The organism is Streptomyces sp. NPDC024632 (assembly GCF_055559175.1).
Genome location: NZ_JBVHLD010000025.1, coordinates 1 through 25560, shown reverse-complemented (window position 1 = coordinate 25560; position 25560 = coordinate 1). Strand labels below are relative to the sequence as shown.

General features: G+C 72.6%; 13 protein-coding genes. 7 read left to right on the top strand and 6 right to left on the bottom strand.

Going from position 1 to position 25560, the window contains the following annotated elements; genetic code table 11:
• Nucleotides 1–6 precede the first annotated feature (6 nt).
• The 6 genes from ACZ37P_RS35680 to ACZ37P_RS35655 all read right to left on the bottom strand — a co-directional run bounded on the left by ACZ37P_RS35680 (nucleotide 7) and on the right by ACZ37P_RS35655 (nucleotide 11429).
• Nucleotides 7–3927 (bottom strand): discoidin domain-containing protein, encoded by a 3921-nt coding sequence (locus ACZ37P_RS35680; protein ID WP_467350580.1) that lies wholly within the window; start codon nucleotides 3925–3927, stop codon nucleotides 7–9.
• Nucleotides 3928–4054: 127 nt separating this feature from the next.
• Nucleotides 4055–7237: an alpha-mannosidase gene (locus ACZ37P_RS35675; protein WP_467350578.1), complete on the bottom strand. Its 3183-nt coding sequence runs from the start codon at nucleotides 7235–7237 to the stop codon at nucleotides 4055–4057.
• Between the two features lie 103 nt (nucleotides 7238–7340).
• Entirely contained in the window at nucleotides 7341–8198 is an 858-nt protein-coding gene (locus ACZ37P_RS35670; RefSeq protein ID WP_467350576.1) for an NAD-dependent epimerase/dehydratase family protein, read from the bottom strand.
• On the bottom strand, nucleotides 8198–9088 hold the full coding sequence (locus ACZ37P_RS35665; RefSeq protein WP_391048933.1) for a carbohydrate ABC transporter permease: 891 nt from the start codon (nucleotides 9086–9088) through the stop codon (nucleotides 8198–8200). Before ACZ37P_RS35665 ends, ACZ37P_RS35670 begins: the two co-directional genes overlap by 1 nt.
• Nucleotides 9085–10092, bottom strand: coding sequence for a carbohydrate ABC transporter permease (locus ACZ37P_RS35660; protein WP_467350574.1), 1008 nt, complete (start codon nucleotides 10090–10092; stop codon nucleotides 9085–9087). Before ACZ37P_RS35660 ends, ACZ37P_RS35665 begins: the two co-directional genes overlap by 4 nt.
• A complete protein-coding gene (locus tag ACZ37P_RS35655) occupies nucleotides 10089–11429 on the bottom strand; it encodes an ABC transporter substrate-binding protein (RefSeq protein WP_355338421.1) in 1341 nt (446 codons plus the stop codon). Before ACZ37P_RS35655 ends, ACZ37P_RS35660 begins: the two co-directional genes overlap by 4 nt.
• 251 nt (nucleotides 11430–11680) lie before the next feature.
• Between ACZ37P_RS35655 and ACZ37P_RS35650 the strand changes: the two genes are divergently transcribed.
• The 7 genes from ACZ37P_RS35650 (at nucleotide 11681) to ACZ37P_RS35620 (ending at nucleotide 25460) form a co-directional block, all read left to right on the top strand.
• Entirely contained in the window at nucleotides 11681–12427 is a 747-nt protein-coding gene (locus tag ACZ37P_RS35650; RefSeq protein WP_355338424.1) for an IclR family transcriptional regulator, read from the top strand.
• A gap of 261 nt (nucleotides 12428–12688) precedes the next feature.
• Nucleotides 12689–13975 carry an enolase C-terminal domain-like protein gene (locus ACZ37P_RS35645; RefSeq protein ID WP_467350571.1) on the top strand — a complete coding sequence of 429 codons (1287 nt, stop codon included), beginning with the start codon at nucleotides 12689–12691 and terminating at the stop codon, nucleotides 13973–13975.
• 80 nt (nucleotides 13976–14055) lie between these two features.
• Nucleotides 14056–14691, top strand: a complete 636-nt coding sequence (locus ACZ37P_RS35640) for a ThuA domain-containing protein (protein ID WP_467350652.1) — start codon at nucleotides 14056–14058, stop codon at nucleotides 14689–14691.
• Entirely contained in the window at nucleotides 14676–15758 is a 1083-nt protein-coding gene (locus ACZ37P_RS35635) for a Gfo/Idh/MocA family protein (protein WP_467350570.1), read from the top strand. The genes ACZ37P_RS35640 and ACZ37P_RS35635 overlap by 16 nt, the downstream gene beginning before the upstream one ends.
• A gap of 228 nt (nucleotides 15759–15986) precedes the next feature.
• Nucleotides 15987–19319 carry an alpha-mannosidase gene (locus tag ACZ37P_RS35630; protein ID WP_467350568.1) on the top strand — a complete coding sequence of 1111 codons (3333 nt, stop codon included), beginning with the start codon at nucleotides 15987–15989 and terminating at the stop codon, nucleotides 19317–19319.
• Nucleotides 19312–21573 (top strand): ROK family protein, encoded by a 2262-nt coding sequence (locus tag ACZ37P_RS35625; RefSeq protein WP_401857178.1) that lies wholly within the window; start codon nucleotides 19312–19314, stop codon nucleotides 21571–21573. The genes ACZ37P_RS35630 and ACZ37P_RS35625 overlap by 8 nt, the downstream gene beginning before the upstream one ends.
• A 233-nt stretch (nucleotides 21574–21806) precedes the next feature.
• Nucleotides 21807–25460 (top strand): glycoside hydrolase family 3 C-terminal domain-containing protein, encoded by a 3654-nt coding sequence (locus tag ACZ37P_RS35620; protein ID WP_467350567.1) that lies wholly within the window; start codon nucleotides 21807–21809, stop codon nucleotides 25458–25460.
• Nucleotides 25461–25560 lie beyond the last annotated feature (100 nt).

Genomic DNA, 25560 nt, shown 5'->3' with positions numbered 1-25560 from the left:
CGCCGGTCAGTTGACGCCGACCGGACCGAAACGCGCCACGACCGTACGGTCCCCGGTCACCGGCACGGTGACCGTCGGCCCGCTGTCGGGCAGTTGGGCGCCGTCGAGCGTCCAGCCCAGCAGTTGGAAGCCGGACGCCGGTACGGCCGTCACGGTCGCGGTGTCGCCGCGCTCGAAGCGGCCCGGCTCCGTCTGGTTCCCGCCGACGGTGACCTTCCCGCCGCTCGCGGGCTCGGCCGTGGCCGTCACCGACTGCTGCACCATGTTGATCGCCATGATGCCCAGCAGCTTCGCGGGACCGGTGGACGTCGCGCCGTTGTAGCGCAGCACGTTGACCGCCGTGACGTCGGCTGAGGCGCCCGCCTTCACGGTGTAACCGCCGTCGCCGAGGTTGTCCGTGCCCAGGTTGAAGGCGCGGACGTCACCGGAGGTGACCACCAGACCGTTGTGCATGCCGTAGCCGAAGACGTCCGAGACCGTCAGGCCGCGGGCGCCGTCGACATGCACCAGGTCGGTGTTCTTGCGGGTGAACCCGTCGATGGTCTGCGCGAACAGATCGCTGCCGAGGCCCCAGCCGGGAATGCCGAAGCCGGTGCGGTTCACCGCGTTGCCGTTGCTGAGCACACCGTCGACCAGACCGCCGCGGCCCGCGCGCGCCGTGACGCCCCGGTTGAGGAAGACCCCGGTCAGCTTGTGCACCACGAAGCCGTCATTGCCCTCGTCCACGGCGTTCCACGCGTTGGTCAGACCGACGTCGACCACATACGTGCCGCGGCCGGTGCCCCGGATGTCGTACGGGTAGGGGACGTAGCCGGTCGCGGGGTTGTTCTCGGGGTGGAAGACCCGCAGACCGCGCACGCCCGAGCCGTTTCCGGCGAGCGTGACGAAGGCGGTGTCGGTGTCGGCGTTCGCGGTGTTCCGGCCCGCGTAGGCGAACAGCACGGTGCCGCCGCTGGCGCCGTCCTCGTCGCGGTTCGGCGAGGACGAGGCACCCCGCAGTTCGACCCCGGCCGGTACCCGCAGCCGGCCCTCGACCCGGTACCAGCCCGCTGGCAGGTACACGGTGCCGCCGCCCCGCGCGCCCGCCCGGTCCAGCAGCCGCTGGATGCCCGCGGTGGCGTCGGCGGCGGGCTGGTAGCCCACCCCGTGCGGGACGGCGCCCGCCGCGTACAGCGCGTGCCCGCGAGGCGCGGGCAGGTCGGGTGCGGCGGCCCGGACCGGTACGGGACCGGGCATCGTCACGACCGTGCCGGAGGTCGCGCCGTCCAGCGCCGTGCCGGTGACCTTCACAAATCCCTTGGTGGCGTTGCGGATCGACGCGACGCTGCCCTGGAGCGTGCCCCCGGCCACCGTCATGCCCCAGCGGGTGTCGATGTCGTCCACCTGGAGGGCCACATCGGTGCGCACCACCCGAGTCTGCTGGAACGCGCCGACGAAAGCCGCCCGTTGGCCCTTCACGACCTGGATGCCGGTGCGGTAGTCGGACAGCGAGATCCGGGAGAACTGGTCCCACTCCAGGTCACCGAGGACGAGTCCCGTGCCGTTGGCCCGCGTCCACCGGTCGAGCGCCGACCGCGCGGGCGGGTCGTACGCCGAAGGCGCGTGCGCCCAGTAGGAGTTGGAGAAGGTGATGTCGCTCCAGGTGCCGACGTCCGAGCCGTTGTAACCGGTGGCCCCGGTGAACAGCACCGTCCCCTTGATGTCGGCGAGCGTCGCCGACTCGTGCACCTGGCCCTGCACCGCGGGCCTGCCGCGGTCGTCGGTCTTCGTGGAGACCCCGACACCCTTGTACGAGTTGAGCATCGTGACGTGCGCGACCGTGCTCATCATGAAATTCGCGTCGCTCTGCCAGGCCGAACCCGGAATCTCGAAGGTGTTGTTGTACGGCACCGGGTGGGCCGCGTTCTGCCGCGGGTAGTAGGTGGTCAGGCCCTGGACGGAGGCGCTGCCGCCGACCCGGAAGAGCACCGGCCCGTCGGCGCCCGGCGGCAGGTCGGCGCGGATCACCGTGCCGTAGCCGCCGGACCCGCGGTCCGGGTCGCGCCGGTCGCCGATCAGCGAGCAGAAGGCCGGGACCTCCACGGTGGTGGTGAGGCGGTAGGTGCCCGCGCCCAGCCACACCGTGCCGCCGCCCGCGTCCTGGCAGTCGTAGAGCGCGGACTGCACGGCGGCGGTCGCGTCCCTCTTCCCCGAGGTGTCGACGCCGTAGTCGCGGATGTCGAAGTCGGCGACGACCGGAGCGCCGGTCGAGTAGCGGGTGGTGACCAGCTTCGGGTGCGGTGCGACGACCCGCTGGTCGCGGACCTCGAGGACGGCGAGACCCACCTTGGTCTGGCCCGCGCTGTACCCGTGGATCGCCAGCCGGACGTACCGGGCGGTCGTCGGAGCGAAGGCGGTGGTGAACACCGAGCCGCCGACGGCCCCGGTGCGGCCCACGTCTGTGAAGCGCGTCCCGTCCGTGGACACCTGGACGGTGTAGTCGGAGGAGAAGGCGCCGGTCCAGCCGGCCTTGACCTGGTTGAAGCGCTTGGCCGCGCCCAGGTCCACGGTGAAGGTCTCGCCCGTCCCGCCGTCCCCGCTGACCCAGGCGCTGCCGCCGTTCCCGTCGATCGCCGCGGCCGGGGCGGACCCGGCGGCGGTGGACGAGGCGGTGGCGGTGCCCAGGTGCGCCAGGTCGGTGTTCACGGCGGCGGCGTGGAAGACGTCGAGCGCGGCGGCCAGCGCGTGGAAGGCGGTACGGGCCTGCTCGTCGGTGACGCCGGTGCCGTTCGCGACCGCGCGGGCCGCGTCGGCGGCCTGCTGGAGCGCGGCCTTCGCGCCGACCGGGTACTGCCCGTCGCGGGTGCCCTCGCGGGCCGCGAGGTAGGCCAGATCGGCCTGCGCCACAAGCTGCTTGAGGCCGGTCGTCGGGTCGAGCACGCGCGGCAGCGCGGTCACCGAGACGCGGGCGACCTTCAGTTCGGCCGGGCTGCCGCCGGTGGTGATGCGGAAGTCCGAGCCGTTGGAGCGGTTGGTGAGGATCGCGTCGTCCAGCAGGAAGGTGTGGGTCTTCCAGGTCCCCGAGTCGCCGTAGGTGAAGACCGGCGAGTTCTTGAACATCTCCGGGATCGTGTCGCCGGGGGAGTCGTACTGGAGCTGGATCGCTCCGTTGCCCCGGTCGAGGTAGTCGACGGTGACCGCGACCGGGTCGCGGTTGTCGTACAGCGCGGTGTCGTCCACGTTCATGTAGAAGAAGCCGGTCTCGGCGCCCGGGTGGCTCTGGTCGGTGCCCCAGTAGCCGCGGCCCGCCTCCGTGCCGGTCACCAGGTGCGTGTCGTTGTCGCCCGCCCGCGGCGAGATGCCGTGCGCGTCGACCGCGGTGCCGAGGTCCACGGACTGGCCCGCGGCGACCCTCACCGACGCCACCGTCACGTCGGCGGGCGCCCCGTCCTTCGTCCCCGACAGCCGCAGCTCACGGCCCGCCTCCGTCCCGAAGTCCGCCGGTACGGTGAAGGCTTCCGTCGTCCATCCGGCCGCTCCGGTGAGCGGCACGCCGCCGACGAGGTCGCTCGCGCCGCGCGTCAGCCGAAGCGTCGTCCCGTCGGGCGCGTCGTCGTACGTCACCGCCACGGTGACCTGGCCGGCGCCGCCGACGGTGTCGGTCCACTCCCGGTCCAGCGCCAGCTTGATGTAGTCCGTGCCGGCCGCCACATCGGTCTGCCAGTACGGCTTTCCGTTCTTCTCACCGGTGCGCAGGCCGTCGGCGGAGTCGCCCGCGCTCGCCGTCAGGCCCAGCGTGACCGGTTTCGGGCCGAGGTCGGCGCCGACGCCCAGCGGATACAGCGCCGCCGCGGCGGCCCGCGACGACGGAGGGAGCAGCAGGGCCGCGAGCAGTAGCAGTGCTAACGCGGCGGGGGGCCGCAGCCATCGTGCGAGGGTGGGTCTCATGTGGCTTCTCCTACGGAGGGTCGGTTTCCAGGGGGAAGGGCGGTACGCCAGGTCTTGAGGGGCGCGGGGAACGGTGCGATCAGCCACGACGGGCCTGCGGGGGCAACCGGCCCGCGTCGGGCGGACACTAAGGACGCGCCAGGCGGAGCGTCAGGATCTGGAACGGGCGCAGGTCCAGCGGGAAGGAGCCGTCCCCGGCCCGGGGGAGGGGATCGGTGGGGCTCTCCAGGAGGTCGGTGACGTGCGCCGCGGCGACGGGGAAGCCGGTGTGCAGCGCCCCGCGCGCGCCGCCGCCGCGCGACTCGTAGAGCCGGACGACCACGTCGCCGCCGCGGTCGTCGGCGAGTTTCACCGTCTCCACGACGATGTCGGGGTTGTCGACGGTGACGAACGACGGCCCGGCGGCGGCCCCGCCGGTCGACGCCGAACTGCCCGGCCGCAGCGGCAGGTTGAAGGAGTAGCCGGAGGCGACGGCGTCGCCGACCCCGGCGCCGACCACCAGGCCGTAGGCGAAGGAGTGCCGCCCCCGGTCGGCCTGCGGGTCGGGGCTGTGCGGCGCGCGCAGCAGCGACAGCCGCAGCGTGGTGGTCGTACCGCCGTCGTCGCGGGTCAGGCGCGAGACGTCGTGGCCGTAGGTGGAGTCGTTGACGACGGCGGCTCCCCAGCCGTGCTCGCCCACGTGCACCCAGCGGTGGGCCCAGAGTTCGAAGCGGGCGGCGTCCCAGCTCGTGTTCTCGTGGGTGGGGCGCTGGACGTGCCCGAACTGGATCTCGGCGCTCTCGCGCTCCGCGTGCACGTTCAGCGGCCACGCGGCCTTGAGGAGGGTGTCCCGCTCCTGCCAGTCGATGTCGGTTCGGACGGTCAACCGGGCGCTTCCGGCGGTGAGTTGCAGGTCCTGCGCGAAGTGCGAGCCGCCGAAGGAGCGCGTGACGCGCACCGACGCGAGCAGCGGCCCGGCCTCGGTGACCTCGACGGCGTCGGCGGCGGTGAGGTCGCGGACGGTGTCCCGGTAGTAGCCGTCGATGTTCCAGGCGCTCCACCGGTTGGGGTCGTCCGGGTGGAGTTGCAGCAGATTGCCCGCCGCGCCGGGGGCGATCGCCTCGCGTCCGGCGCGCAGGTCGTACGCGGACCGCACGAGGCCGTCGGCGTCGATCCGTATCCGCAGCACCCCGTTGTCGAGGGTGATCCCGGTGGTGTCCTCGGTGACCGAGACCGGGGGCAGCGCGGAGCGCACGGCCTGACCGGTGCCGAAGGCGGGGGCCTCGACGAGGACGGCGGTACGTCCGTCGGACAGCGGCTGGCCGTCGGCGGCGGGGGTGCCCGCGGGCAGGACGGCCACCTCGCGGCGCGCGTAGGGCCCGGCGTTGTAGAAGACGGGTCCTGAGTCGGCGGGTCCTGAGCCGGCGGGTCCCGAACCGCCGGGTCCCGAGTCGGCGGGCCCCGAACCGGCGGGTCCCGCGCCCGTCCCCGCGCCCACCGCGGCCTCGATCACCTCGGCCAACTCGGCCTGCAACTCCCGGTGTACGGCCTCCGCCTCCCGGTGCACCCAGGCGATCGAGGAGCCCGGCAGGATGTCGTGGAACTGGTGCAGCAGCACCCGCCGCCAGATCGACTCCAGCCGCTCGTACGGGTAGGGGGCGCCGCCGCGGACCGTGGCCGCCGCCGACCACAGCTCGGCCTCGCGCAGCAGCGCCTCCGCGCGCCGGTTGCCGCGCTTGGTACGGGCCTGGCTGGTGTAGGTGCCGCGGTGATTCTCCAGGTACAGCTCGCCGCGCCAGACCGGCAACCGCTCGTACTCCTCGCGCGCCTCGTCGAAGAAGGCCGAGGGGTCGCCGACCTCCACGCGGGTGGAGCCCTCCAGGTCGCGCAGCCGCCGCGCCTTCTCCAGCATCTCGCGGGTCGGCCCGCCGCCGCCGTCGCCGAAGCCGAAGGGGGCGAGCGAGCGGGTGGCGGCGCCCTTGTCGGCGAAGTTGTGCTCGGCGTGGGCCAGTTCGGCGCCGGTCAGGGAGGCGTTGTAGGTGTCGACCGGCGGGAAGTGGGTGAAGATCCGGGTGCCGTCGATGCCCTCCCAGTGGAAGGTGTGGTGCGGCAGCCGGTTGGTCTCGTTCCACGAGAGCTTCTGGGTGAGGAACCAGCGGGCCCCGGCCAGCGCGGCGAGCTGCGGGTACGCGGCGGTGTAGCCGAAGGAGTCGGGCAGCCACACGCCGTCCTGCGGGATGCCGAACTCCTCGGCGAAGAACCGCCGCCCGTAGACGAGTTGGCGGGCCAGCGCCTCACCGCCGGGCAGATTGCCGTCCGCCTCCACCCACATGCCGCCGACCGGCGCCCAATTGCCGTCGGACACCGCCTTCTTGATCCGCTCGAAGATTTCGGGGCGGCGCTCCTTCATCCACGCGTACTGCTGCGCGGAGGAGCAGGCGAAGACCAGCTCCGGGTACTCCTGGGCCAGCGTCGTCATATTGGTGAAGGTCCGGGCGCACTTGCGGACCGTCTCGCGGACCGGCCACAGCCACGCCGAGTCGATATGGGCGTGCCCGACCGCGGTGACGGTGTGCGCGGAGGCGTGGGCGGGCCGGGACAGCACGTCCGTCAGCCGGTCGCGGGCGGCCTGCGCGGTGCCCGCGACCACGCGCACGTCGACCGCGTCGACCGCCCGCTGGAGCGCCCGCAGGATCTCGTGCCGCCGCGACCCGTCTGCCGGCAGCTCGCGCATCAGCTCGTCCAGCACCTCCATGTCGTGCAGCAGGTGCCACACCGCGTCCTCGCGCACCGCGATCTCGGCGGCGCGCAGCCGGTACAGGTGCTCCTCGCCCGCGGTGTCCCGCGAGCCGTAGTGCGTGCCGACCGCGAGCGCGCCCTCGATCATCGGGTTCGCGGCCAACTCCACCAGCAGCTCGACCGGTTCGCCGCCCGCGGCGGGCTCCGCGAGCAGCACCGAGCGGTGGTGCGGGTGCAGGCCCTGTACGGGTGCGCCCGCCGCGTCGTGGACGAAGCCCTCGGCCTGGCCGCCGGGGCCCTTCGTCGGGTCGAAGCCGAGGTCGAAGACGGCCTCCACCCGGCGGCCCGCCCAGGCCGCCGGTATCCGGCCGGTCGCCCGCAGCCAGGTCGTCGACCACGGACCGCCCCAGGTGTCGCCGATCGCGGCGGGCGCGTACGTCGCGGCCAGCGCGTCGGCCACCGGTACGGGTTCGCCCGGCACCTGCCAGGCGGCGAGATCGAGGGTCAGCGCGTCACTGTAGAGGGCGGGACGGACCACCTGAGCGAGGAATTTGGTGATCCGCTCTTCGACGATGTGCCGGTCGTCATGCACAGTTGCGTTTCCTTCTGCCGTGGGCGGGCGGGGGCCGGAATGGGCGGGCGGATGCGGGAGGGCGAGTGCTCGCGGGAAAGCCGTGGGGGACGTGGGGGAGGGGTCAGGTACGGCGCTCCGCTCCGGCCGTACGCCAGGTGCGCCGGGGCGTGAAGCCCAGCAGCTCCGTGCAGGCGGCCGTGTCGAAGAGCGAGGCGTGGTCCGGGAGGCCGCTGCGCAGCGGCACCCCCGGATGGTGACGGGCCATCAGTTCCGCGGACGGCAGCGCGGATGTCGTGTCGGCGGCCGTGACGTTGACGATGTGACAGCCGGTCAGCTCGGTCTCCAGCGCGCGCCGTACCGCCTCGGCCGCGTCCAGGGTGTGCAGCCAGCCCCACAGGTCGTGCCGCTGACCGGCCGGGTCGGCGGCGCAGGCGTCCAGGAAGTGGCCGAGCCGGTCGCCGGTCCCGGTGAAGGGCAGCCGCAGACAGACCACGTCCAGGCCCCAGCGCCGGTGTGCGGTGCGTGCCACCTCCTCCAGCGCGGCCTTCGACAGGCCGTACGGGTCGCGCAGCACGCTCGGATGGGCCTCGTCCAGCGGGACGTAGGACGGCGAGACCGGCACCGGTGACCAGGCCAGGCCCACCGCGGCCATGCTGGAGGCGGCCACCACCCGGCGCACCCCGGCCCGGCCCGCCTCCTCGAACACCCGGTGCGCCGTCAGGCAGTTGTGCGCGAACAGCGTGCTCGGGTCGGTGTCGTTCGGGTGCGGGATCGCCCCGAGGTGCACCACCGCCTCCGCGCCCGCCATGGCCTCGCGGACCAGTTCCGGGTCCTGGAGGTCGCCGGTGTGCACGCGCGCGGCGCGCGGCTCGGTCACCGGCAGCAGGTCGGTGAGCACCAGGTCGTGCCCGGCGGCCAGCAGCGCCGCGGTGACATGGCCGCCTATGTGTCCGGCGGCCCCCGTGATCAGGACGCGCATCAGCCCTTCACCGCCCCGACCAGGCCGTTGACGAAGTAGCGCTGGAGGCTCAGGAACAGCAGCGCCACCGGGATGACGACGATCAGCGCGCCCGCCATCAGGTTGTTGTAGTGCGGCACGTTCGACGAGGCGAGCGTCTGGAGCCCGAGCGGCAGCGTGTACGTGCTCTCGTCGTTGAGCGACACCCGCGTCAGCAGATATTCGTTCCAGGTGGGGATCGCGGTGAGCAGCGCCACCGTGATCAGCGCGGGCCGGGCCAGCGGCAGATAGATCCGGGTGAAGATGTGGAACTCGTTGGCGCCGTCGACCCGCGCCGACTCCCGCAACTCCCGTGGCACGGCGCTGAAGGCGCCGGTCATCAGCAGCACCGACAGCGGCGCGCCGCCGTTGACGAAGGGCAGCACCAGACCGATGTGCGTGCCCAGGATGCCCATCTTGTTCTCCAGCAGCACGATCGGCAGCATCACCGTGATGCCGGGCACGAACAGCAGCGCGACGAAGAGCTTCTGGAGCAGGCCGCGGCCGGGGAAGTCCAGCACCGCGAAGGCGTATCCGGCCGCCGCGTACACCCCGAGCGTCAGCACCACGGTGAGCGCGGTGACCTGAAGGCTGTTCAGGAAGTAGTGGAAGAAGTGCAGTTGGTTCCAGGTGTGAGTCAGCGTGTCCAGCGTCGGGTGGTGCGGGATCAGATGGCCGCCGCGTACCACCTCGACCTGGTCCTTGAAGGCGGCCGAGACCATCCACAGGAAGGGGTAGACGCTGACCAGGCCGTAGAGCGTCAGCAGGATGCCGACGGTCCAGCGCGCGGCGGCGCGCGAGACGGCGGCCCTGGCCGGCGAGGCGGGTCCTGTGGTGCGCGAGGGGCCCGCGCCGGAGATGTTCGTCGTCATGTTCTGCTCCGCATGACTCGCAGGTTGATCAGGGCGAGCACCACGGCGGCGGCGAACAGCAGCCAGCCGAGGGCGCTCGCCAGGCCGAGCGTCGGCGCCAGGTCCTTGAGGAAGGCCAGCCGGTACGCCTCGAGGCCGAGGACGTTGGTGTGGTCTCCGGGACCGCCGTTGGTCATCACCAGGAAGGTCTGGAAGCCCTGGAGGGAGTCGCGGAGATTGAGCAGCACGACGATCGAGGTGATCGGCCGGACCAGCGGCCACACCACCGACATGTTCGTCCGCCACCATCCGGCGCCGTCGAGCTGCGCGGCCTCCATCACGCTGCGGTCGATGGTCTGAAGACCGGTGAGGTACATCAGCATCGCGACCGGCACCGCCCCCCACACGGTGACCACGATCATCGTGGGCAGCGCGGTGTGCGGGTTGCCGAGCCAGCCCTGCGGCTGCGCGAGCGACCCCATGCCGACGCTGCTGAGCAGGGTGTTGACCGCGCCGTCCGGCTGGAGGATGTACTGCCAGGCGAAGAAGACGGCGATGCCGCTGGTGACGTACGGCACGAAGTACACCGAACGCAGCACGCCCTGCATCCGCTTGGCGGAGTTGAGCAGGATCGCCAGCGGGAAGGACACCGCGACGGTCAGCAGCGGGACGGCGATCATCACGTACAGGGTGTGGAGCGCCGCGTGGTGCAGCCGGGGCGCGTAGGCCGGATTCTGCCAGAGCAGGTCCTTGTAGTTCTGGAGGCCGACCCAGTCCCAGTGCGGCGCGAAGCCGTTCCAGCGGGCGAAGCTCAGCAGGAAGCCGTAGCCGACGGTGTACAGGCCCATGACTGCGAAGAGCACGACGGCGGGGGCGACGAACAGGTAACCGGAGACGGCCTCGTAGCCGCGGCGGCGCGGGGGGCGCGCGCCGCGGCCGGCGGCGGCGCCCGCGGCCGGCCGGGGATCGCCTCCCCGGCCGGCGCCGGCCGTCTCCGTGAGTGTGGGACGGGGTGCGGTGGTCACTTGGACGTCGCCCAGAAGGAGTTGTTGAGCTTGGCCATCGCCTTGCCGGTCTGGTCCACGCTCTTCTGCTTCAGCGGCGTCAGGTCGGCCAGCACCTCACCCATCGAGTCCTGGTCGTACGTCGGCGGCCGGAAGGTGTTGTCGCTCGGGTCGTAGGTGGTCTCCGGCGTGCCGACGAAGGTCTTCAGCATGTCGGCGAGCGTCGGGCCCATCACCGAGGCGGCGTCCGCGCCGAGTTCGGTGGCGGGCACGTCGGTGGCGTCCTTGGCGAACTTCGAGGCGATGTCGGGCCGCGCCAGGAACTTCATCCACTTCTCGGCGTTGTCCGGGTGCTTGCTGGTGGAGGTGACCGTCAGACCGGTGAGCGCCAGCGGGCCGAGCGCCCGGTGGGGCACCGCGCCGTCGCCCGGCGAGGGCAGGCCGAAGGCCATCACGTCGTCGGGGTTCATGCCGTTCTGCTGGAGGAAGGCCAGCGTGAAGGTGCCGCCGATGTCGAAGGCCGACTTGCCCTGGGCGAACGCCTGGTCGGCCGCGTCGATGTCGAGGGTCTGGGTGCCCGGCATCCAGTACGGCTGGAGCTGCGCGTACTGCGTGAGGACCTTGGTGCCGTCGGCGGAGGAGAAGTCCGCGCCGGCGTCCTTGCCGAACAGCGCCTGGTACTTCTCCTTGCCCAACTGGGCGAAGGCCAGCGGCTGGAGGACCCAGGTCAGACCGGTCGCCTTGACCTTCAGACCGAGGCTGACCCCGCCGTTCTTCGGGTCCTTGGTGGTGGTGGCCTTCAGGTCGGCCAGGAACTCGTCCCAGTTCGCGGGGGCCTTGGTGATCCCGGCGGCGGCCAGCATCTTCTTGTTGGCCATGACGATGCCGAAGGTCCCGGAGGTGAAGGGCACGCTGAAGCGCTGGCCCTTGCTCACGCCGTGCGTCTTGGAGTCGGCGGGCTTGGACTCGGTGTACTTCGCGTCCGTGACGGTGCCCGAGACCTGGACGCCCTTCTGGTACAGGCCGCTCCAGGCGGCGTCGACGTCGCCCGCGATGTCCTTGGCTATGCCGGTGGCGCCGAGCACCAGGTCCTCGCCGTCGGAGTGCGTCTCCAGCACATCGGGCAGGTCGTGGGTCTTGGCGGCGGCCTGGAGCTTGGTGCTGTACGCGTCGTCCGGTCCGTACGCCTCGATCTTGACGGTGATGCCGGTCTGCTTCTTGAACTCGGCCGCAGCGTTGCGCAGTCCGGCGACGTGCGACTGCTTGAAGGTCCACATCTCCAGCGACTTGCTGTCCCCCGATCCGGAGGAGCCGCCGCCGCAGGCGGCCAGCGGGCTCAGCGAGAGGACGGTGGCCACAGCGGCTGCGGCGAGTCTCGTCTTCGGGGTAAAACGTGCGAATGGTGTGTTCATGGGCCCCTACCTAGGATTCGACCGTTCAGAAGACCGAATGACGTTGGAGTGACTGAACTTAGGGTCGTGTTTGATATAGCGTCAAGACGCACGCCGCGATGGGAGTGGGCACTCTTATGCGTCGTGCATCGGCGGCGGGGAGCGGAGGATCGGTGGAATCGGTGGCAGAAGCGGCGCGCGGGCGGAAGCCCGAAGAGGTGAAGTCCGCAGCTCGGGTACTGGAAGTGCTCGAACTGCTCGGCGCGGACGGCGCCCGGCTCTCGCTGGCGGAGATGGCGACGGCGATGGCGGTGCCGAAGAGCAGCCTGCACGCCATCCTGCGCACGATGCAGGCGCGCCGGTGGGTGGATCTCGACCCGTCAGGGACGCGCTACAGCCTCGGTCTCAAGGCGCTGTTGACGGGCACCGCCTACCTGGAGGGCGACGACGTCACCAGCCTGGCGGGGCCGGTGCTCGACGCGCTGGCCGAGGAGACCGGCGAGGCCGTGCACCTGGGCAGGCTCGACGGCACGCACGTCGTCTACCTGGCCAAACGCGAGTCGCGGCACGCGCTGCGGATGTACTCCGCGGTCGGCCGCAGGCTCCCCGCGCACGCCACGGCGCTCGGCAAGGCGGTGCTCTCGCAGTACGACCACGCCGAGGTGCAGCGGCGGCTGGACTGGCCGCTGGAGCGGATGACCCCGACCACGGTGGTCGATCCCGACGCGTTCCTGGCCCAGTTGGCCGAGGCGCGGCTGCGCGGCTGGGCGGCGGACGACGGCGAGAATTCCGTCGACATCCGCTGCGTCGCGGTCGCGCTCGGCGGCGGCCAGGGCGAGGACGCGATCAGTTGCTCGGCGCCCAAGAGCCGGATGGACGACGCGCGGGTCGAGGAGGTCGCGCAGGCGGTCACCGAGGCCGCGCAGTCGCTGAGCACCCTGCTCAAACGGCTGGGCCAGCACTGACCGGCCGCCGCCACCGCGCCGACCGGCCGCGGGCCGGCCGCTGAACCGGCACGGGCCGCCCGCCTGCCGCCGGGCCTGACGCGCTGTCGGGCCCGGCCTGACGGGCCGTCCGGCCGACCGGGACGTGCCGACCCCTTGTGTGTCCCGCGTGGCGGGGGTTACGGTCGTTCCGAGTTTGTCAAAGTGATTGACAAACTCGGAATGCCCTCTCTACGTTCGGATACCGGTACGTCATTCCGTTACCTGTACGTGGGAGTTCGTATGGCATTGCCTGATGCCGGCCCCGCACCGCTCGCCCCGGCCCCCTGGGTCGACGAGCGCGGCGCCAAGATCCGCATCACGGCCGTTCGCACCTTTCTGACCGCCCCCCACGGGTGCCCCCATCTCATCGTCCGCGTCGAGACCGGCGAACCGGGCCTCTACGGCCTCGGCTGCGCCAGCGACCCCCAGCGCACGCTGGCCGTCCGCTCGGTGCTCGACGACTACCTCGCCCCGCTGCTCACCGGGCGGGACCCCGACGACATCGAGGACATCCACCGGCTGATCCTCAACAGCGCCTACTGGCGCGGCGGTTCGGTCACCGGCAACGCGCTCGGCGGCATCGACGTCGCCTTGTGGGACCTCAAGGCCAAGCGCCTCGGCGCGCCCCTGCACTCGCTGTTCGGCGGCAAGGTCCGCGCCTTCGCCGAGGCGTACACGCACGTCGACGGCCGCGACGCCGCCGAGATCGCCGACAAGGTCCAGGCCGCGAGGGAACACGGCTACCGGCACGTCCGGATCCAGGCCGCCGTGCCGGGCGCCGACACCTACGGCGCCTCCGGCGGCGGCACCGCGGACGCCGACGCGGTACGCGAGCGGCGCGCGCCCTGGGACAGCGCGGGCTATCTGCGGCACGTGCCGGGCGTTCTCACCCGCGTGCGCGAACTCGTCGGCGACGACGTCGAGTTGCTGCACGACGTGCACGAACGGCTCGACCCCCGGCAGGCCAGGGACTTCCTGCGCAGGGTCGAGGACGCCGGACTGTACTTCGTGGAGGACCTGCTCGCGCCCGAGGACACCCGGCACTTCAAGCGGCTGCACGACGCCTCGCCCGTACCGCTCGCGGTCGGCGAACTCTTGCACGACACCGCCCAGTTCACCGCCCTGCTGGACGGCCCCGACATCGACTTCGCGCGGATCCGCGTCCCCACCCTCGGCGGCCTCACCCCCGCCCGCAAGATCGCGGCCTTCTGCGAACTGCGCGGTGTCCGGCTCGCGCCGCACGGCCCCGCCGACGTCAGCCCGGTCGCCCAGGCCGCCACCTTGGCCATGGACATCTCCAGCCACGCCTTCGGCGTCCAGGAGGCCGCGGTCTTCAGGCCGCCCGTCCACGAGGTGTTCCCCGGCACGGTCACCGCGTCCGCGGGCGGCCTCGTGCCCCATGACACCCCGGGCCACGGAGTGGACTTCGACGAGGCCGCCGCCCGCCGTCACCCCGTGCCCGAACCCCTGGCCCACGACCGCTGGGCCCTGCTGCGCAACACCGATGGGAGCGTGCAACGCCCGTGACGAATCCGATCAGAGCCGGTGAACCCGGAGCCGGAGCCGACCAGGACAGGGCCGGCCGGGAGCGGTCCGCACGACGGGCGTTGGTGGTACGCGGCGGCTGGGAGGGCCACGCGCCGATCGCGATCACCGACCTCTTCCTGCCCTTCCTCAAGGACGAGGGCTTCACCGTCGAGACCGCGCAGTCGCTCGACGTCTACGCCGACCGGGAGCTGATGGCCGCCACCGACCTCGTCGTCCAGTGCTGGACGATGGGCGAGATCAGCGGCGAGCAGACCAGGGGCCTGGCCGAGGCGGTCAGGGCGGGCACCGGCTTCGCGGGCTGGCACGGCGGGATCGTCGACTCCTTCCGCGGCGACGTCGACTACCAGTTCCTGACCGGCGGTCAGTTCCTCATGCACCCGGCGGGATTCCTCGACTACCGGGTCCATGTGCGGCCCGAGCGCGCCGACCACCCGGTGATCGCCGGGATCGGCGACTTCGACGTGCACACCGAGCAGTACTGGCTGGCCACCGACCCCGACATCGACGTGCTGGCCACCACGACCTTCCCGCCGGACGGCGAGCGCGCGCACCCGGTCGTGATGCCCGCGGTGTGGACCAGGAGGCAGGGCGCGGGACGGGTGTTCGTGTCCGCCATCGGGCACAAGGCCGACGACTTCGACGTGCCCGAGGTGCGGGCGCTGACCGAGAGGGGACTGCTGTGGGCGAGCCGTTGAGGATCGGCATGGTCGGCGCGGGCAAGATCAGCGGCCAGTACCTGGACACCATCGCCGGGCTCGAAGGGCTGCGGCTGACCGCCGTCACCGACCTCGACCCCGGCCGGGCCAAGGAGGCCGCCGAGCGCGCGGGCGCCGAAGTGGCTGCAAGCGTCGCGGAGTTGGTGGCGCGCGACGACGTGGACGCCGTCCTGAACCTCACCGTCCCCGCCGTGCACGCCGAAGTGGCGCTGGCCGCGGTCGCCGCGGGCAAGCACGTCTACGGCGAGAAGCCGCTCGCCGCCACCCGCGAGGAGGCCGCCGCCGTGCTCGCCGCCGCGCGCGCCGCGGGCGTCCGGGTCGGCAGCGCGCCCGACACCGTACTCGGCACCGGCACCCAGACCGCCCGCAAGGCCGTGGACGACGGGCTGATCGGCACGCCCGTCGCCGCGACCGCCTTCATGACCACCGCGGGCCACGAAGCCTGGCACCCGGACCCGGAGTTCTACTACCGGCCCGGCGGCGGCCCGCTGCTCGACATGGGCCCGTACTACCTGTCCGCGCTGGTCCACCTGCTGGGCCCGGTCGTCAAGGTCACCGGCGCCGTCGCCACCCCGCGCGCCGAACGCGCCATCGGCAGCGGCCCGCGCGCCGGGGCGCGCTTCCCCGTCGAGGTCGACACCCACGTCACCGGCGTCCTCCAGCACGAAGGCGGCGCCCTCACCACGCTGATCATGAGCTTCGACATCCACGCCGCCCGGCTGCCGCGGATCGAGGTGTACGGCACCGAGGGCTCGCTGTCCGTCCCCGACCCCAACGGCTTCGACGGCCAGGTCGAGTTGTTCACCGACGGTACGTGGCAGCCGCTGCCGGTCTCGGCCGGATACCGCGGCGCGGGGCGCGGCACCGGCCTCGCGGACCTCGCCGCCGCCGTCGCCTCCGGACGCCCGCACCTGGCGTCGGCCGAACTCGCCCAGCACGTACTGGACGTGATGCTGACACTGCTGGACGCCGCGCACGACGGGACGGCGCTGCCGGTCACCAGCGGCTGCGAGCGGCCCGCGCGGGTGGATTCCGTGACACCGTAATTCCACCGAGGGCGGCAGGAAGGGCCACGGCCCTTCCTGCCGCCTTTTGCCGTTCCCGGTGTCAGGCGAATTAACTGACGGCTGACTCCCTTTTCGGTTCCAAATTAGCCTGACAATTTGATAGTTGCAGGTCACGACCTGCGAGAAGAAGGAATTCGCGCGAGGCGTTGACTTGATAACACACATGGTTTTACATGGCGGTTACTGGCTGGACAGGAAGGGCTGCCGATGCATGACCGGATGAAGTCCGGCGAAGAGCGCATAGCCGCATTCCTCGCCGAACGGCTGCGCCCCGCGCTCTACCCGCAGAAGCTGCCCATGGACGTCGGCGCCTGGCACATCGCGGGCGAGCCCGTCCCCGCCGAGGTCGCGCTGCGCGCCGACTACACGCCGTTCGCCGTCGGCGAGGCGTGGGGGCGCCCCTGGGCGACCACCTGGTTCAGCGTCCACGCCACCGTGCCGGAGCGCTGGGCCGGGCGGCGGGTCGAGGCGCTGTTCGACCTCGGCTCGGGGCCCGACGACGGGACGGGGGAGGGAACCGGGGCCTGGACCGGGGCCTCCGGCGGCCCGGCCGAGGGCCTGGTGCACGACGCGCACGGCATCCCGCTCCAGGGCCTGCACCCCGGCCTCGGCGCCGTCCTGATCGCCGGCTCCGCCACCGCCGGTTCGTCCGTACGGCTGCTGGTCGAGGCCGCCGCCAACCCGCGGATCGCGGCGGGCAGCGGCGCGGGCACCCGGTACGGCGACCCGGCCACCGCGGGCGACACCCTCCTGTACCGGCTGCGCCGCGCCGACCTCGCCGTGCGCGACGAGGACGTCTGGCAGCTCGTCCACGACGTGCAGACCCTCGAAGGGCTGATGCGCGCGCTGCCCGAACAGCAGCCGCGCAGGCACGAGATCCGGCTCGCGCTGGAACGCGCCCTGGACGCCGTCGACCCGCGGGCCGTCGGCCGCACCGCCGGATACGCCCGTACGCTGCTGACCGACGTGCTCGCCCAGCGCGCCCACGAGTCCGCGCACACCGTGACCGCCGTCGGCCACGCGCACCTCGACTCCGCCCGGCTGTGGCCGGTGCGCGAGACGGTCCGCGAACGCGCCCGCGCCTTCAGCACGATGGCCGCGCTCGCCGACGAGTACCCCGAACTGGTCGTGGCCGCCTCCAGCGCGCAGCACTACGCCTGGATGAAGGACCACCAGCCGCATGTCTTCGAGCGGATACGCAAGGCGGTCGCGGACGGCAACTGGGCGCCAGTCGGCGGCATGTGGGTGGAGGCCGACACCGAACTGCCCGGCGGCGAGGCGCTGGTGCGCCAGCTCGTGCACGGACGGCGCTTCTTCCGCGACGAGTTGGGCACCGAGACCGACGGCGTGTGGCTGCCCGGCGCCTCCGGCGCGTCCGCGGCCTTCCCGCAGCTCGCCGCGCTCGCGGGCGCCCGCTGGTTCCTCGGCCGCCGCCCCGAGCCCGGCCGCGGCTCCGCACTGCCGCACCACACCTTCCGCTGGGAGGGCCTGGACGGCACCAGGCTCTTCGCGCACCTCGCTCCGGTCGGGACCGACGGCGAACGCGGAACCGAGGACCCGGCGCTGACCGGCGGCGACCTCGTACGGTCCGTGGACGACTTCGCCGACAAGGGTGACGCCACCCGCTCCCTGCTGCCCTTCGGCCGCGGCGACGGCGGCCCCGACCGGTCGATGCTGGAGCGCGCCCGCCGCCTGGCCGACCTCGACGGCGCGCCGCGCGTCACCCTCGGCGCCCCGGCCCGCTTCTTCCGCGACGCCCAGGCCGAGCATCCGGCCGCCCCCGTGTGGCGCGGCGAACTCGACCTCGCGCCGCACCTGGGCACGTACACCAGCCAGGCGCGCACCAAGCGCGGCAACCGGCGCAGCGAGGCGCTGCTGCACGAGGCCGAGCTGTGGTCGGCGACCGCCGCCGTACGGCACGGAATCCCGTACCCCTACGACGAGTTGGAGCGGCTGTGGAAGAAGGTGCTGCTCCAGCAGTGCCACGACATCCTGCCCGGCACGTCGATCGCCTGGGTGCACGAGGAGGCCGAGCAGACCCACCGGGACGTACGGCGCAGGCTGGAGCGGCTGATCCGGCGGGCGGTCGGTGACCCGGACGGCGCGACCGTGCTCAACGCGGGGCCGCGGGCCCGCCGCGAGGTCGTCGTCCTCGAACCGGAGGACGGCCCGGTGCCCGGCACGCTCCTGACCGGCACTCTTCCCCTCGACGCCGCACAGCCTGGCACCGCACAGCCCGGCACCGCACAGCCCGGCACCGCCCGACCCGGCACCGTACAGCCTCGTGCGGCGCGGCCCGGCACCGTACAGCCGCTGTCCGACGGCCGGTTCGCGGTCCTCGCGCAGGCCCCGGCGCACGGCTCAGGACCCGCGGGCATCGCGCTCGGCGACCTCGCCCCGGTCACCGTGACGGCGGGCGCGGACGGCGGCCACGTCCTGGACAACGGGCTGCTGCGCATACGGGTCGACGCGGCCGGTCTGGTGCGGTCCGCCGCCGACCTCGGCACCGGACGCGAGGCCATCGCGCCCGGCGCGGCGGGCAATCTGCTCCAGCTGCACCGCGATGAGCCCGGCGGCTGGAGCGCGGCGCACTACGCCCCGGCGGCCGGGTCCCGCGATCTGGACCGGGCCGACCGGGTGGAGGTCACCGCCGCGGGACCGCTGCTGGCCCGGCTGCGGATACTGCGCGGCACCGGACGCTCCACCGTCGTACAGGAGTTGACGCTCACCGCGGGCAGCCACGCGCTGACCGTCGACACCGAGGTCGACTGGCGCGAGCAGGACACCGTGCTCAAGGCCGCCTGGCCGCTGGACGTGCACGCGGAACACAGCCGCGCGGAAACGCAGTTCGGCCATGTCGCGCGCCCCACCCACGGGAACACCGACGGGGACGCGGCCCGCCGCGAGTCGGTCGCGCACCGCTGGATCCACGTCGGCGAGCACGGCTGGGGCGTCGCGCTCGCCGGGGACTCGACGTACGGCTACGACGTGACACGGCACACCCGCGAGGACGGCGGCACCACCACCGTCGTGCGCAGCACGCTGCTGCGCGCCCCGCGCAGCCCCGACCCGCACGCCGACCGCGGACTCCAGCGCTTCCGGCACCGGCTGCGGCCCGGCGCCGACGTGGACGACGCCGTCTCCGAGGGCTACGCGCTGCACCTGCCGCTGCGCCCCGGCCCGGACACCGGCACCGTCACCCGATCCGATTCCCCTCCCGGCAACACTTCTGACGCGGCGTCACCGCCGCCGCTGGTCACCCTCGACCACCCCGACGTCGTGGTCGAGACGGTCAAACTCGCCGACGACCGCAGCGGCGACGTCGTGGTCCGGCTGTACGAGTCGCGCGGCGGGCGGGCCCGCACCGTCCTGACCGCGGGCTTCCTCGCGACGGCCGTCCAGGAGACGGACCTGCTGGAGGAACGGCTCGCCGACCACCCGCACGACGACGGACGCACCCCGCTGACGCTCCGCCCGTTCCAGGTCCTCACCCTGCGGCTGATCCGCCCCCGCGAAGGCCAGGAGGGCCGCGTTGCCTGAAACACCCCACTCGCCGCTCTCCGAAGTGCCCTCGCAGGAAAGGGCGTTGCCCACCTTCCCCGACGAGCGGCGCCCGCCGGGACCGCCGGACGCGCGGACGCGGGACCTGCTGCGCCAGTGGGCCGCGGGCGACGGTCCGCTCGCCACCCGCGCCAGGGTCGTCCTGCTCGCCACCGAAGGACTGCGGGACGCCGAGATCTCCCGGCGGCTCGGCGTCTCCCGGCAGACCGTGGGCAGTTGGCGGCACCGCTGGCAGAGCGCGGGGCTGCGCGGCCTCGAACAGCGGCCCCGCACCGGCAGACCCGCCACCGTGGACGAGGCCGAGGTGGTCACCCGGGCACTGCTCGCGCCCGGCGGCAGCGGCGCCAGCCGGGCCATCGCCCGCGAACTGGGCCTGTCCCACGCCACGGTGGCCGCGATCAGACGCCGCTGGCAGCTCACCGCGGACGAGACGACACCCGCCCCGCACGTACCGACCAGACCGCCGCTGCCCGGCACCGACGTGTGGGTGATGGGCCTGTACGCCGACGCGCGCGGCGCCGTCCTACTCGCCGGCACCCGCGCCGCGGCCCCGGCGCCGGGACCCGCGGCCACCGTCATCGGCGAGGACGTCCTGGCCGGACTCGGCCGGGCCCTCGACGGGATGCGCCTGGCCGTGGCCCCGGACCCCGGCGGCCCGCCGCCGCTCGGGCTCACCGGCTACCTCGCGGCGGCGGCCGAACACCACCCGGACATCGCCCTGCACGCGATCACCCTCTGGGAGACCGGCCGGATCTCCGCGCCCCCGCCCGGCACCACGCCGGTGACCTTCCACCAGCTCCCGGCCCGCTCCACCTGGCGCGGCTTCCTGCGCGCCATGATCGCCCTGGACAGCACCAGCCACCCCGAGTCCTCCCGGCGGGTCTACCTCGACCTGGTCGCCGCGCTGGAACGGCAGACCGCGGGCGCGCCGGGCCCGGTCCGCTGGCTGCGCGAGAACGTCGCGGGCCACCTGCGCGCCCCGCACACCCCCGAGGCCGTCGCGCACCCGCCCTCGTTCAGCGGCGTCAACCAGATCGACCTCGGCTCCTTCAACGAGTGCGTGGTGATCGAGACCGTCCGGCTGTCCGGCACCATCACCCGCGGCGAGATCGCCCACCGCACCGGACTCACCCAGCAGTCGGTCTCCCGGATCGCCCGCTCGCTGCTCGACCGCGGCATCCTCGTCGAGGACGCGCAGCGGCGCGCCACCTCGGGCAAGCCCCGCACCCCGGTGCGGCTCAGCGGCACCGCCGCGCACGCGCTCGGCCTGCACATCGACCCCGAGGTGCTGACCGCCGTCGTCATCGACCTCGACGGCGCGATCGTCTGCACCCGCACCCGGCCGGTGAGCGCCGACATCGACCCGGCCGAATTCGTCGCGCAGGTGGTCGAGTTGGGCCGCGAGACGCTGCAAAAGGCGGGCGGCGCGGTCCGCGAGGACGGCTTCCTCGGCATCGGCGTCGCGGTGCCGGGCCCGGTCGACATCGCCTCCGGTACGGTGCTCGGCCCGCCGCTGCTGTCGGCCTGGAACGACCTTCCGCTGCTCTACCTGCTCAAGGACCACTTCCCGTGCCCGGTGATCATCGAGAAGGACTCGCTGGCCGCGGCGGCGGGGGAGCGGTGGATCGGCCGCGACCGCAGGGCCCGCGACTTCGCGTACCTCTACCTCGGTACGGGCGTCGGCTCCGGGCTCTACCTCAACGGCGACCTCTACCGGGGCGTCAGCGCCAACGCCGGTGAGTTTGGGCAGCTCTGCGCCATCGCGCTGGGCCGGGTGGACGCCGACGGGCGGCCCGAGCTGCTGCCCGAGTGCAATCCGCCGGTCTCCGTGACCGACTTCGCGGTCCGCCGCGGCTTGCCCGCCGCCGACGCCGCCCGCGGCAGCACCGCCGCCTACCGGGAGGTCGGCCGGGCCGCGGCGGCCGGTGACCCGGCCGCGACGGCCGCGCTGCGCGAGGTGGCGGGCGCCGTCGGACGCGGCGCGCTCGGCCTGGTCGACCTCCTGGACATCGACCTCATCGTGCTCGGCGGCCCGTTCTTCACCGACGACGTCGCCGACTTCTACCTGGACGAGATCGGCCGCGCCGTCAACGAATTCCCCACCGCCCGCAGGCTGCGCCGGGTCGAGGTGGAGCGCTCGGTGCTGAGCGCCGAGGCCGCCGCCGTCGGCGCCGCGTCGACCATCTTCCACGCCACGTTCACCCCGCGGCTGCGCGGGCGCGAGCGGCCCTGACCGCGACCCGAGCCCGGACCGGCTCCGGGCACAGGCCGGTGAGCAGCCCGCTTCCAGCTTTTTGCAGCGAGAAGTCAAAAAATGCCGGTCCGATCGCGTTCTTTGTCTTGACGCTGCGTCAAAGATGGCAACACACTGCCCAACTGATGACGCGAGACCCGGACTTCCTTCGGACTTGCACCGAAGTCGGTACCGGCATCTGCTCGATGCTGCTCGATGACGACGGAGGCAGGATGGACGAGCGAAAGCGCCGACGCGCGGGACTGGCCGCGGTCTGCGCCATGGCGTGTGCGATCGGACTGACGGCGGGCTTCGGCCCGAGCGCGGCCGCGAACACCCCACAGGAGGCGGTCGCCGCCACCCCGGTCTACCTCGACACCCACTACTCCTTCCAGGAGCGGGCCGCCGACCTGGTGTCGAGGATGACCTTGCAGGAGAAGGTCCAGCAGCTCAGCACCAACAGCGGCCCCGCCATCCCCCGGCTGGGCGTCCAGCAGTACACGTACTGGAGCGAGGGCCAGCACGGCGTCAACACCCTCGGGGCCAACCAGAACAACGGCGGGGCGCAGGGCGGCGTCCACGCCACCAGCTTCCCGACCAACTTCGCCTCGTCCATGTCCTGGGACCCGGCGCTGCTCTACCAGGAGAGCACCGCGATCTCCGACGAGGTGCGCGGCTTCGTCGACAAGTCGCTCTTCGGCACCGGCCAGAACAACCTCGGCCCGTCCGCCGACGACTACGGCTCGCTGACCTACTGGGCGCCGACAGTCAACCTCGACCGCGACCCGCGCTGGGGCAGGACCGACGAGGCGTTCGGCGAGGACCCGTACTTCGTCGGGCAGATGGCCGGCCAGTTCGTCGACGGCTACCAGGGCAACAACCCGGACGGCACCTCGAAGACCGGCTATCTGAAGGTCGCCTCCACCGCCAAGCACTACGCGCTCAACAACGTCGAGGACAACCGCACCGGCATCAGCTCCGACGTCAACGACACCGACCTGCGCGACTACTACACCGCGCAGTTCCGCTCGCTGATCGAGGACGCGCACGTGTCCGGGCTCATGACGTCGTACAACGCGATCAACGGCACCCCGTCGGTCTCCGACACCTACACCACCAACCAACTCGCCCAGCGCACCTACGGGTTCAACGGGTACATCACCTCCGACTGCGGCGCGGTCAGCACCAACTGGCGGCAGTTCCCCGGCGGTCACGACTGGGCGCCGCCCGGCTGGACCACCGACCACAAGGACAACCCGACGTGGACCGAGACCGCCACCGGCACGACGATGTCCGGGCAGGCCGGCGGCCAGGCGTACGCGCTGCGGGCCGGTACCGACCTCAACTGCACGGGTGACGAGGCGACCACCGCCAACATCCAGGAGGCCATCGAGGCGGGCGCGCTCAGCGAGGGCGTGGTCGACACCGCCCTGGTGAAGGTCTTCACCATCCGCATGGAGACCGGCGAGTTCGACCCGGCGAGCGCGGTGTCGTACACGAACATCACCAAGGACCAGATCGAGAGCCCGGCCCACCAGGCGCTCGCCACCACGGTCGCCGACAACTCCCTGGTGCTGCTGAAGAACGACAAGCGGGCCTCGGGCGGCGGCAAACTGCTGCCCGCCGACCCCGCCACCACCAAGAAGGTCGTCGTCCTCGGCGACCTCGCCAACACCGCGACGCTCGGCCTGTACTCGGGTGACCCGACCTACCGGACCAGCCCGCTGCGCGGCATCCAGAACGAGATCCACGCGATCGACCCCACGGCGTCCGTGGTCTACGACGCGGCGGGCACCTCGTCCACCGGCACCGGCGCCGCGGTGCTCTCCGACAAGACCAAGGCCGACATCAAGGCCGCCGACCTCGTGGTGCTGTTCGTCGGCACCACCCAGGCCAACGGCGACGAGGGCAACGACCGCGACAACCTGAACATGCCCGGCAACTACCAGTCGTTGATCGACCAGACGTCGGCGCTCGGCACCGACAAGCTCGCCCTGGTCATCCAGTCCGACGGCCCGGTCGACATCCAGAAGGAGGCCGCCGCCGGCTCACCGGTCTCCTCGATCGTCTTCAGCGGCTACAACGGCCAGTCGCAGGGCACCGCGCTCGCCCATGTGCTCTTCGGCGACGTCAACCCGTCCGGGCACCTCAACTTCACCTGGTACAAGGACGATTCACAGCTCCCCGACAAGCAGAACTACGGGCTGACCCCGAGCGCCACCGGCGGCCTCGGCCGTACGTACCAGTACTTCACCGGCGCCCCCACGTACCCCTTCGGCTACGGACTCAGCTACAGCTCCTTCTCCTTCACCTCGGTCAGCGCCAACAAGACGCAGATCACGCCGGACGGCACCGTGAAGATCGGCGTGGACGTCACCAACACCGGCAAGACGGCGGGCGCCACGGTCGCGCAGCTCTACGCGGCGACCCCCTTCACCGTCCCCGGCGTGGAACTGCCCGCCAAGCGGCTGGCGGGCTTCGCCAAGACCAAGGTGCTGGGGCCCGGCAAGAGCCAGCACCTGACCATCACCGTCAAGGCCGCCGACCTGTCCTTCTGGGACGCCAAGAGCTCCCGGCAGACCGTCTACAACGGCACCTACGCGTTCCGGCTCGGCCCGGACTCCGCGCACCCGGCGGGCACCGCGAACGTGAGGATCAGCGGCACTCTGACGCCCAAGGTGCGCTACGTCACCGTGCAGCCCGAGAGCGTCGTCCACGACGCGGGCCAGACCTTCTCGCTCACCGGCAAGAACAAGTGGATCAAGGACGACACCAACCCGGCGAAGGAACAGCGCGACCTGTCCGTCACCGCGGACGACGTCGTGGAGGCCGTCAACAACGACCAGTCCTTCGTCGACCTGTCCACCGCCAAGGTCACGTACCGCAGCAGTGACCCGGCGGTCGCCACCGTCGACAAGAACGGCCTGGTGCACGCCGTGGCCGACGGCGTCGCCACCGTCTCGGCGACCGTGGGCGGCGTCACCGGCTCCACCCCGGTCGTGGTCCGCGGCACCCTTACGCTCAAGGCGCTGCCGATCGCCAAGGCGGGCAGCACCCTGACCGCGACCACCACCTACACCAACGGCGCCGCGTCCGCGGTGCGGAACGTGTCGGTCACGCTCGCCACCCCGGCGGGCTGGACGGCCACGGCCACCAGCCCGGCGACCTTCGACACCGTCGGCGCGGGCCAGAAGGCCACCACCACCTGGCAGGTGACCGTCCCGGCCGGTGCGGACCCCGACAACTTCACCCTGGACGCCACCGTCATCACCCCCTCCGGGGAGGAGAGCGCCCAGGCCCCCGTCACCGTGCCGTACGCGTCACTGACCGCCGCCTACAACAACTCCGGCATCAGCGACGACGCCCACACCACGACCGGCAGCCTGGACGGCGAGGGCGCCAGCTTCTCGCTCCAGGCGCTGGCCGCCCTGGGCTGGCACGCGGGCCAGAACACCGACCACGACGGGGTGTCCTTCCCCTGGCCCGCCACCGCGGGCACCGGGGACCCCGACAACGCCGTGGCCGGCGGCCAGGCCGTCGAGATCACCGGCACCGGCACCAAGCTGGGCTTTGTCGGCACCAGCGCCTTCGGCGCCACCTCCGGCACCGGCACCATCGTCTACACCGACGGGACCACGCAGACCTACGCGCTGGCCCTGTCCGACTGGTGGGCCGGATCACCGTCGCAGGGCAGCGACTTCGCCGCCAGCACGCCCTACCTCAACAACGGCGGCGGACAGCAGCAGCAGACCGTGCACATCTCCGCGGCCACCGTGGACCTGCTGCCCGGAAAGACCGTCCAGGCGATCACCCTGCCCAACGTGAGCAAGACGCAGGTCGACCACCAGGTCGCCATGCACCTGTTCTCGATCGCGATCGGCGGCTGACACGCAGCGGGGGGGGGGGGGGGGGGGGGGGGGGGGGGGGGGGGGGGGGGGGGGGGGGGGGGGGGGGGGGGGGGGGGGGGGGGGGGGGGGGGGGGGGGGG

Excerpts from the sequence above, each read along its gene's own strand:
- ACZ37P_RS35680 (WP_467350580.1), bottom strand. The coding sequence starts at position 3,927 with ATGAGACCCACCCTCGCACGATGGCTGCGGCCCCCCGCCGCGTTAGCA.
- ACZ37P_RS35670 (WP_467350576.1), bottom strand. The coding sequence starts at position 8,198 with ATGCGCGTCCTGATCACGGGGGCCGCCGGACACATAGGCGGCCATGTC.
- ACZ37P_RS35665 (WP_391048933.1), bottom strand. The coding sequence starts at position 9,088 with ATGACGACGAACATCTCCGGCGCGGGCCCCTCGCGCACCACAGGACCC.
- ACZ37P_RS35645 (WP_467350571.1), top strand. The coding sequence starts at position 12,689 with ATGGCATTGCCTGATGCCGGCCCCGCACCGCTCGCCCCGGCCCCCTGG.
- ACZ37P_RS35630 (WP_467350568.1), top strand. The coding sequence starts at position 15,987 with ATGCATGACCGGATGAAGTCCGGCGAAGAGCGCATAGCCGCATTCCTC.
- ACZ37P_RS35620 (WP_467350567.1), top strand. The coding sequence starts at position 21,807 with ATGGACGAGCGAAAGCGCCGACGCGCGGGACTGGCCGCGGTCTGCGCC.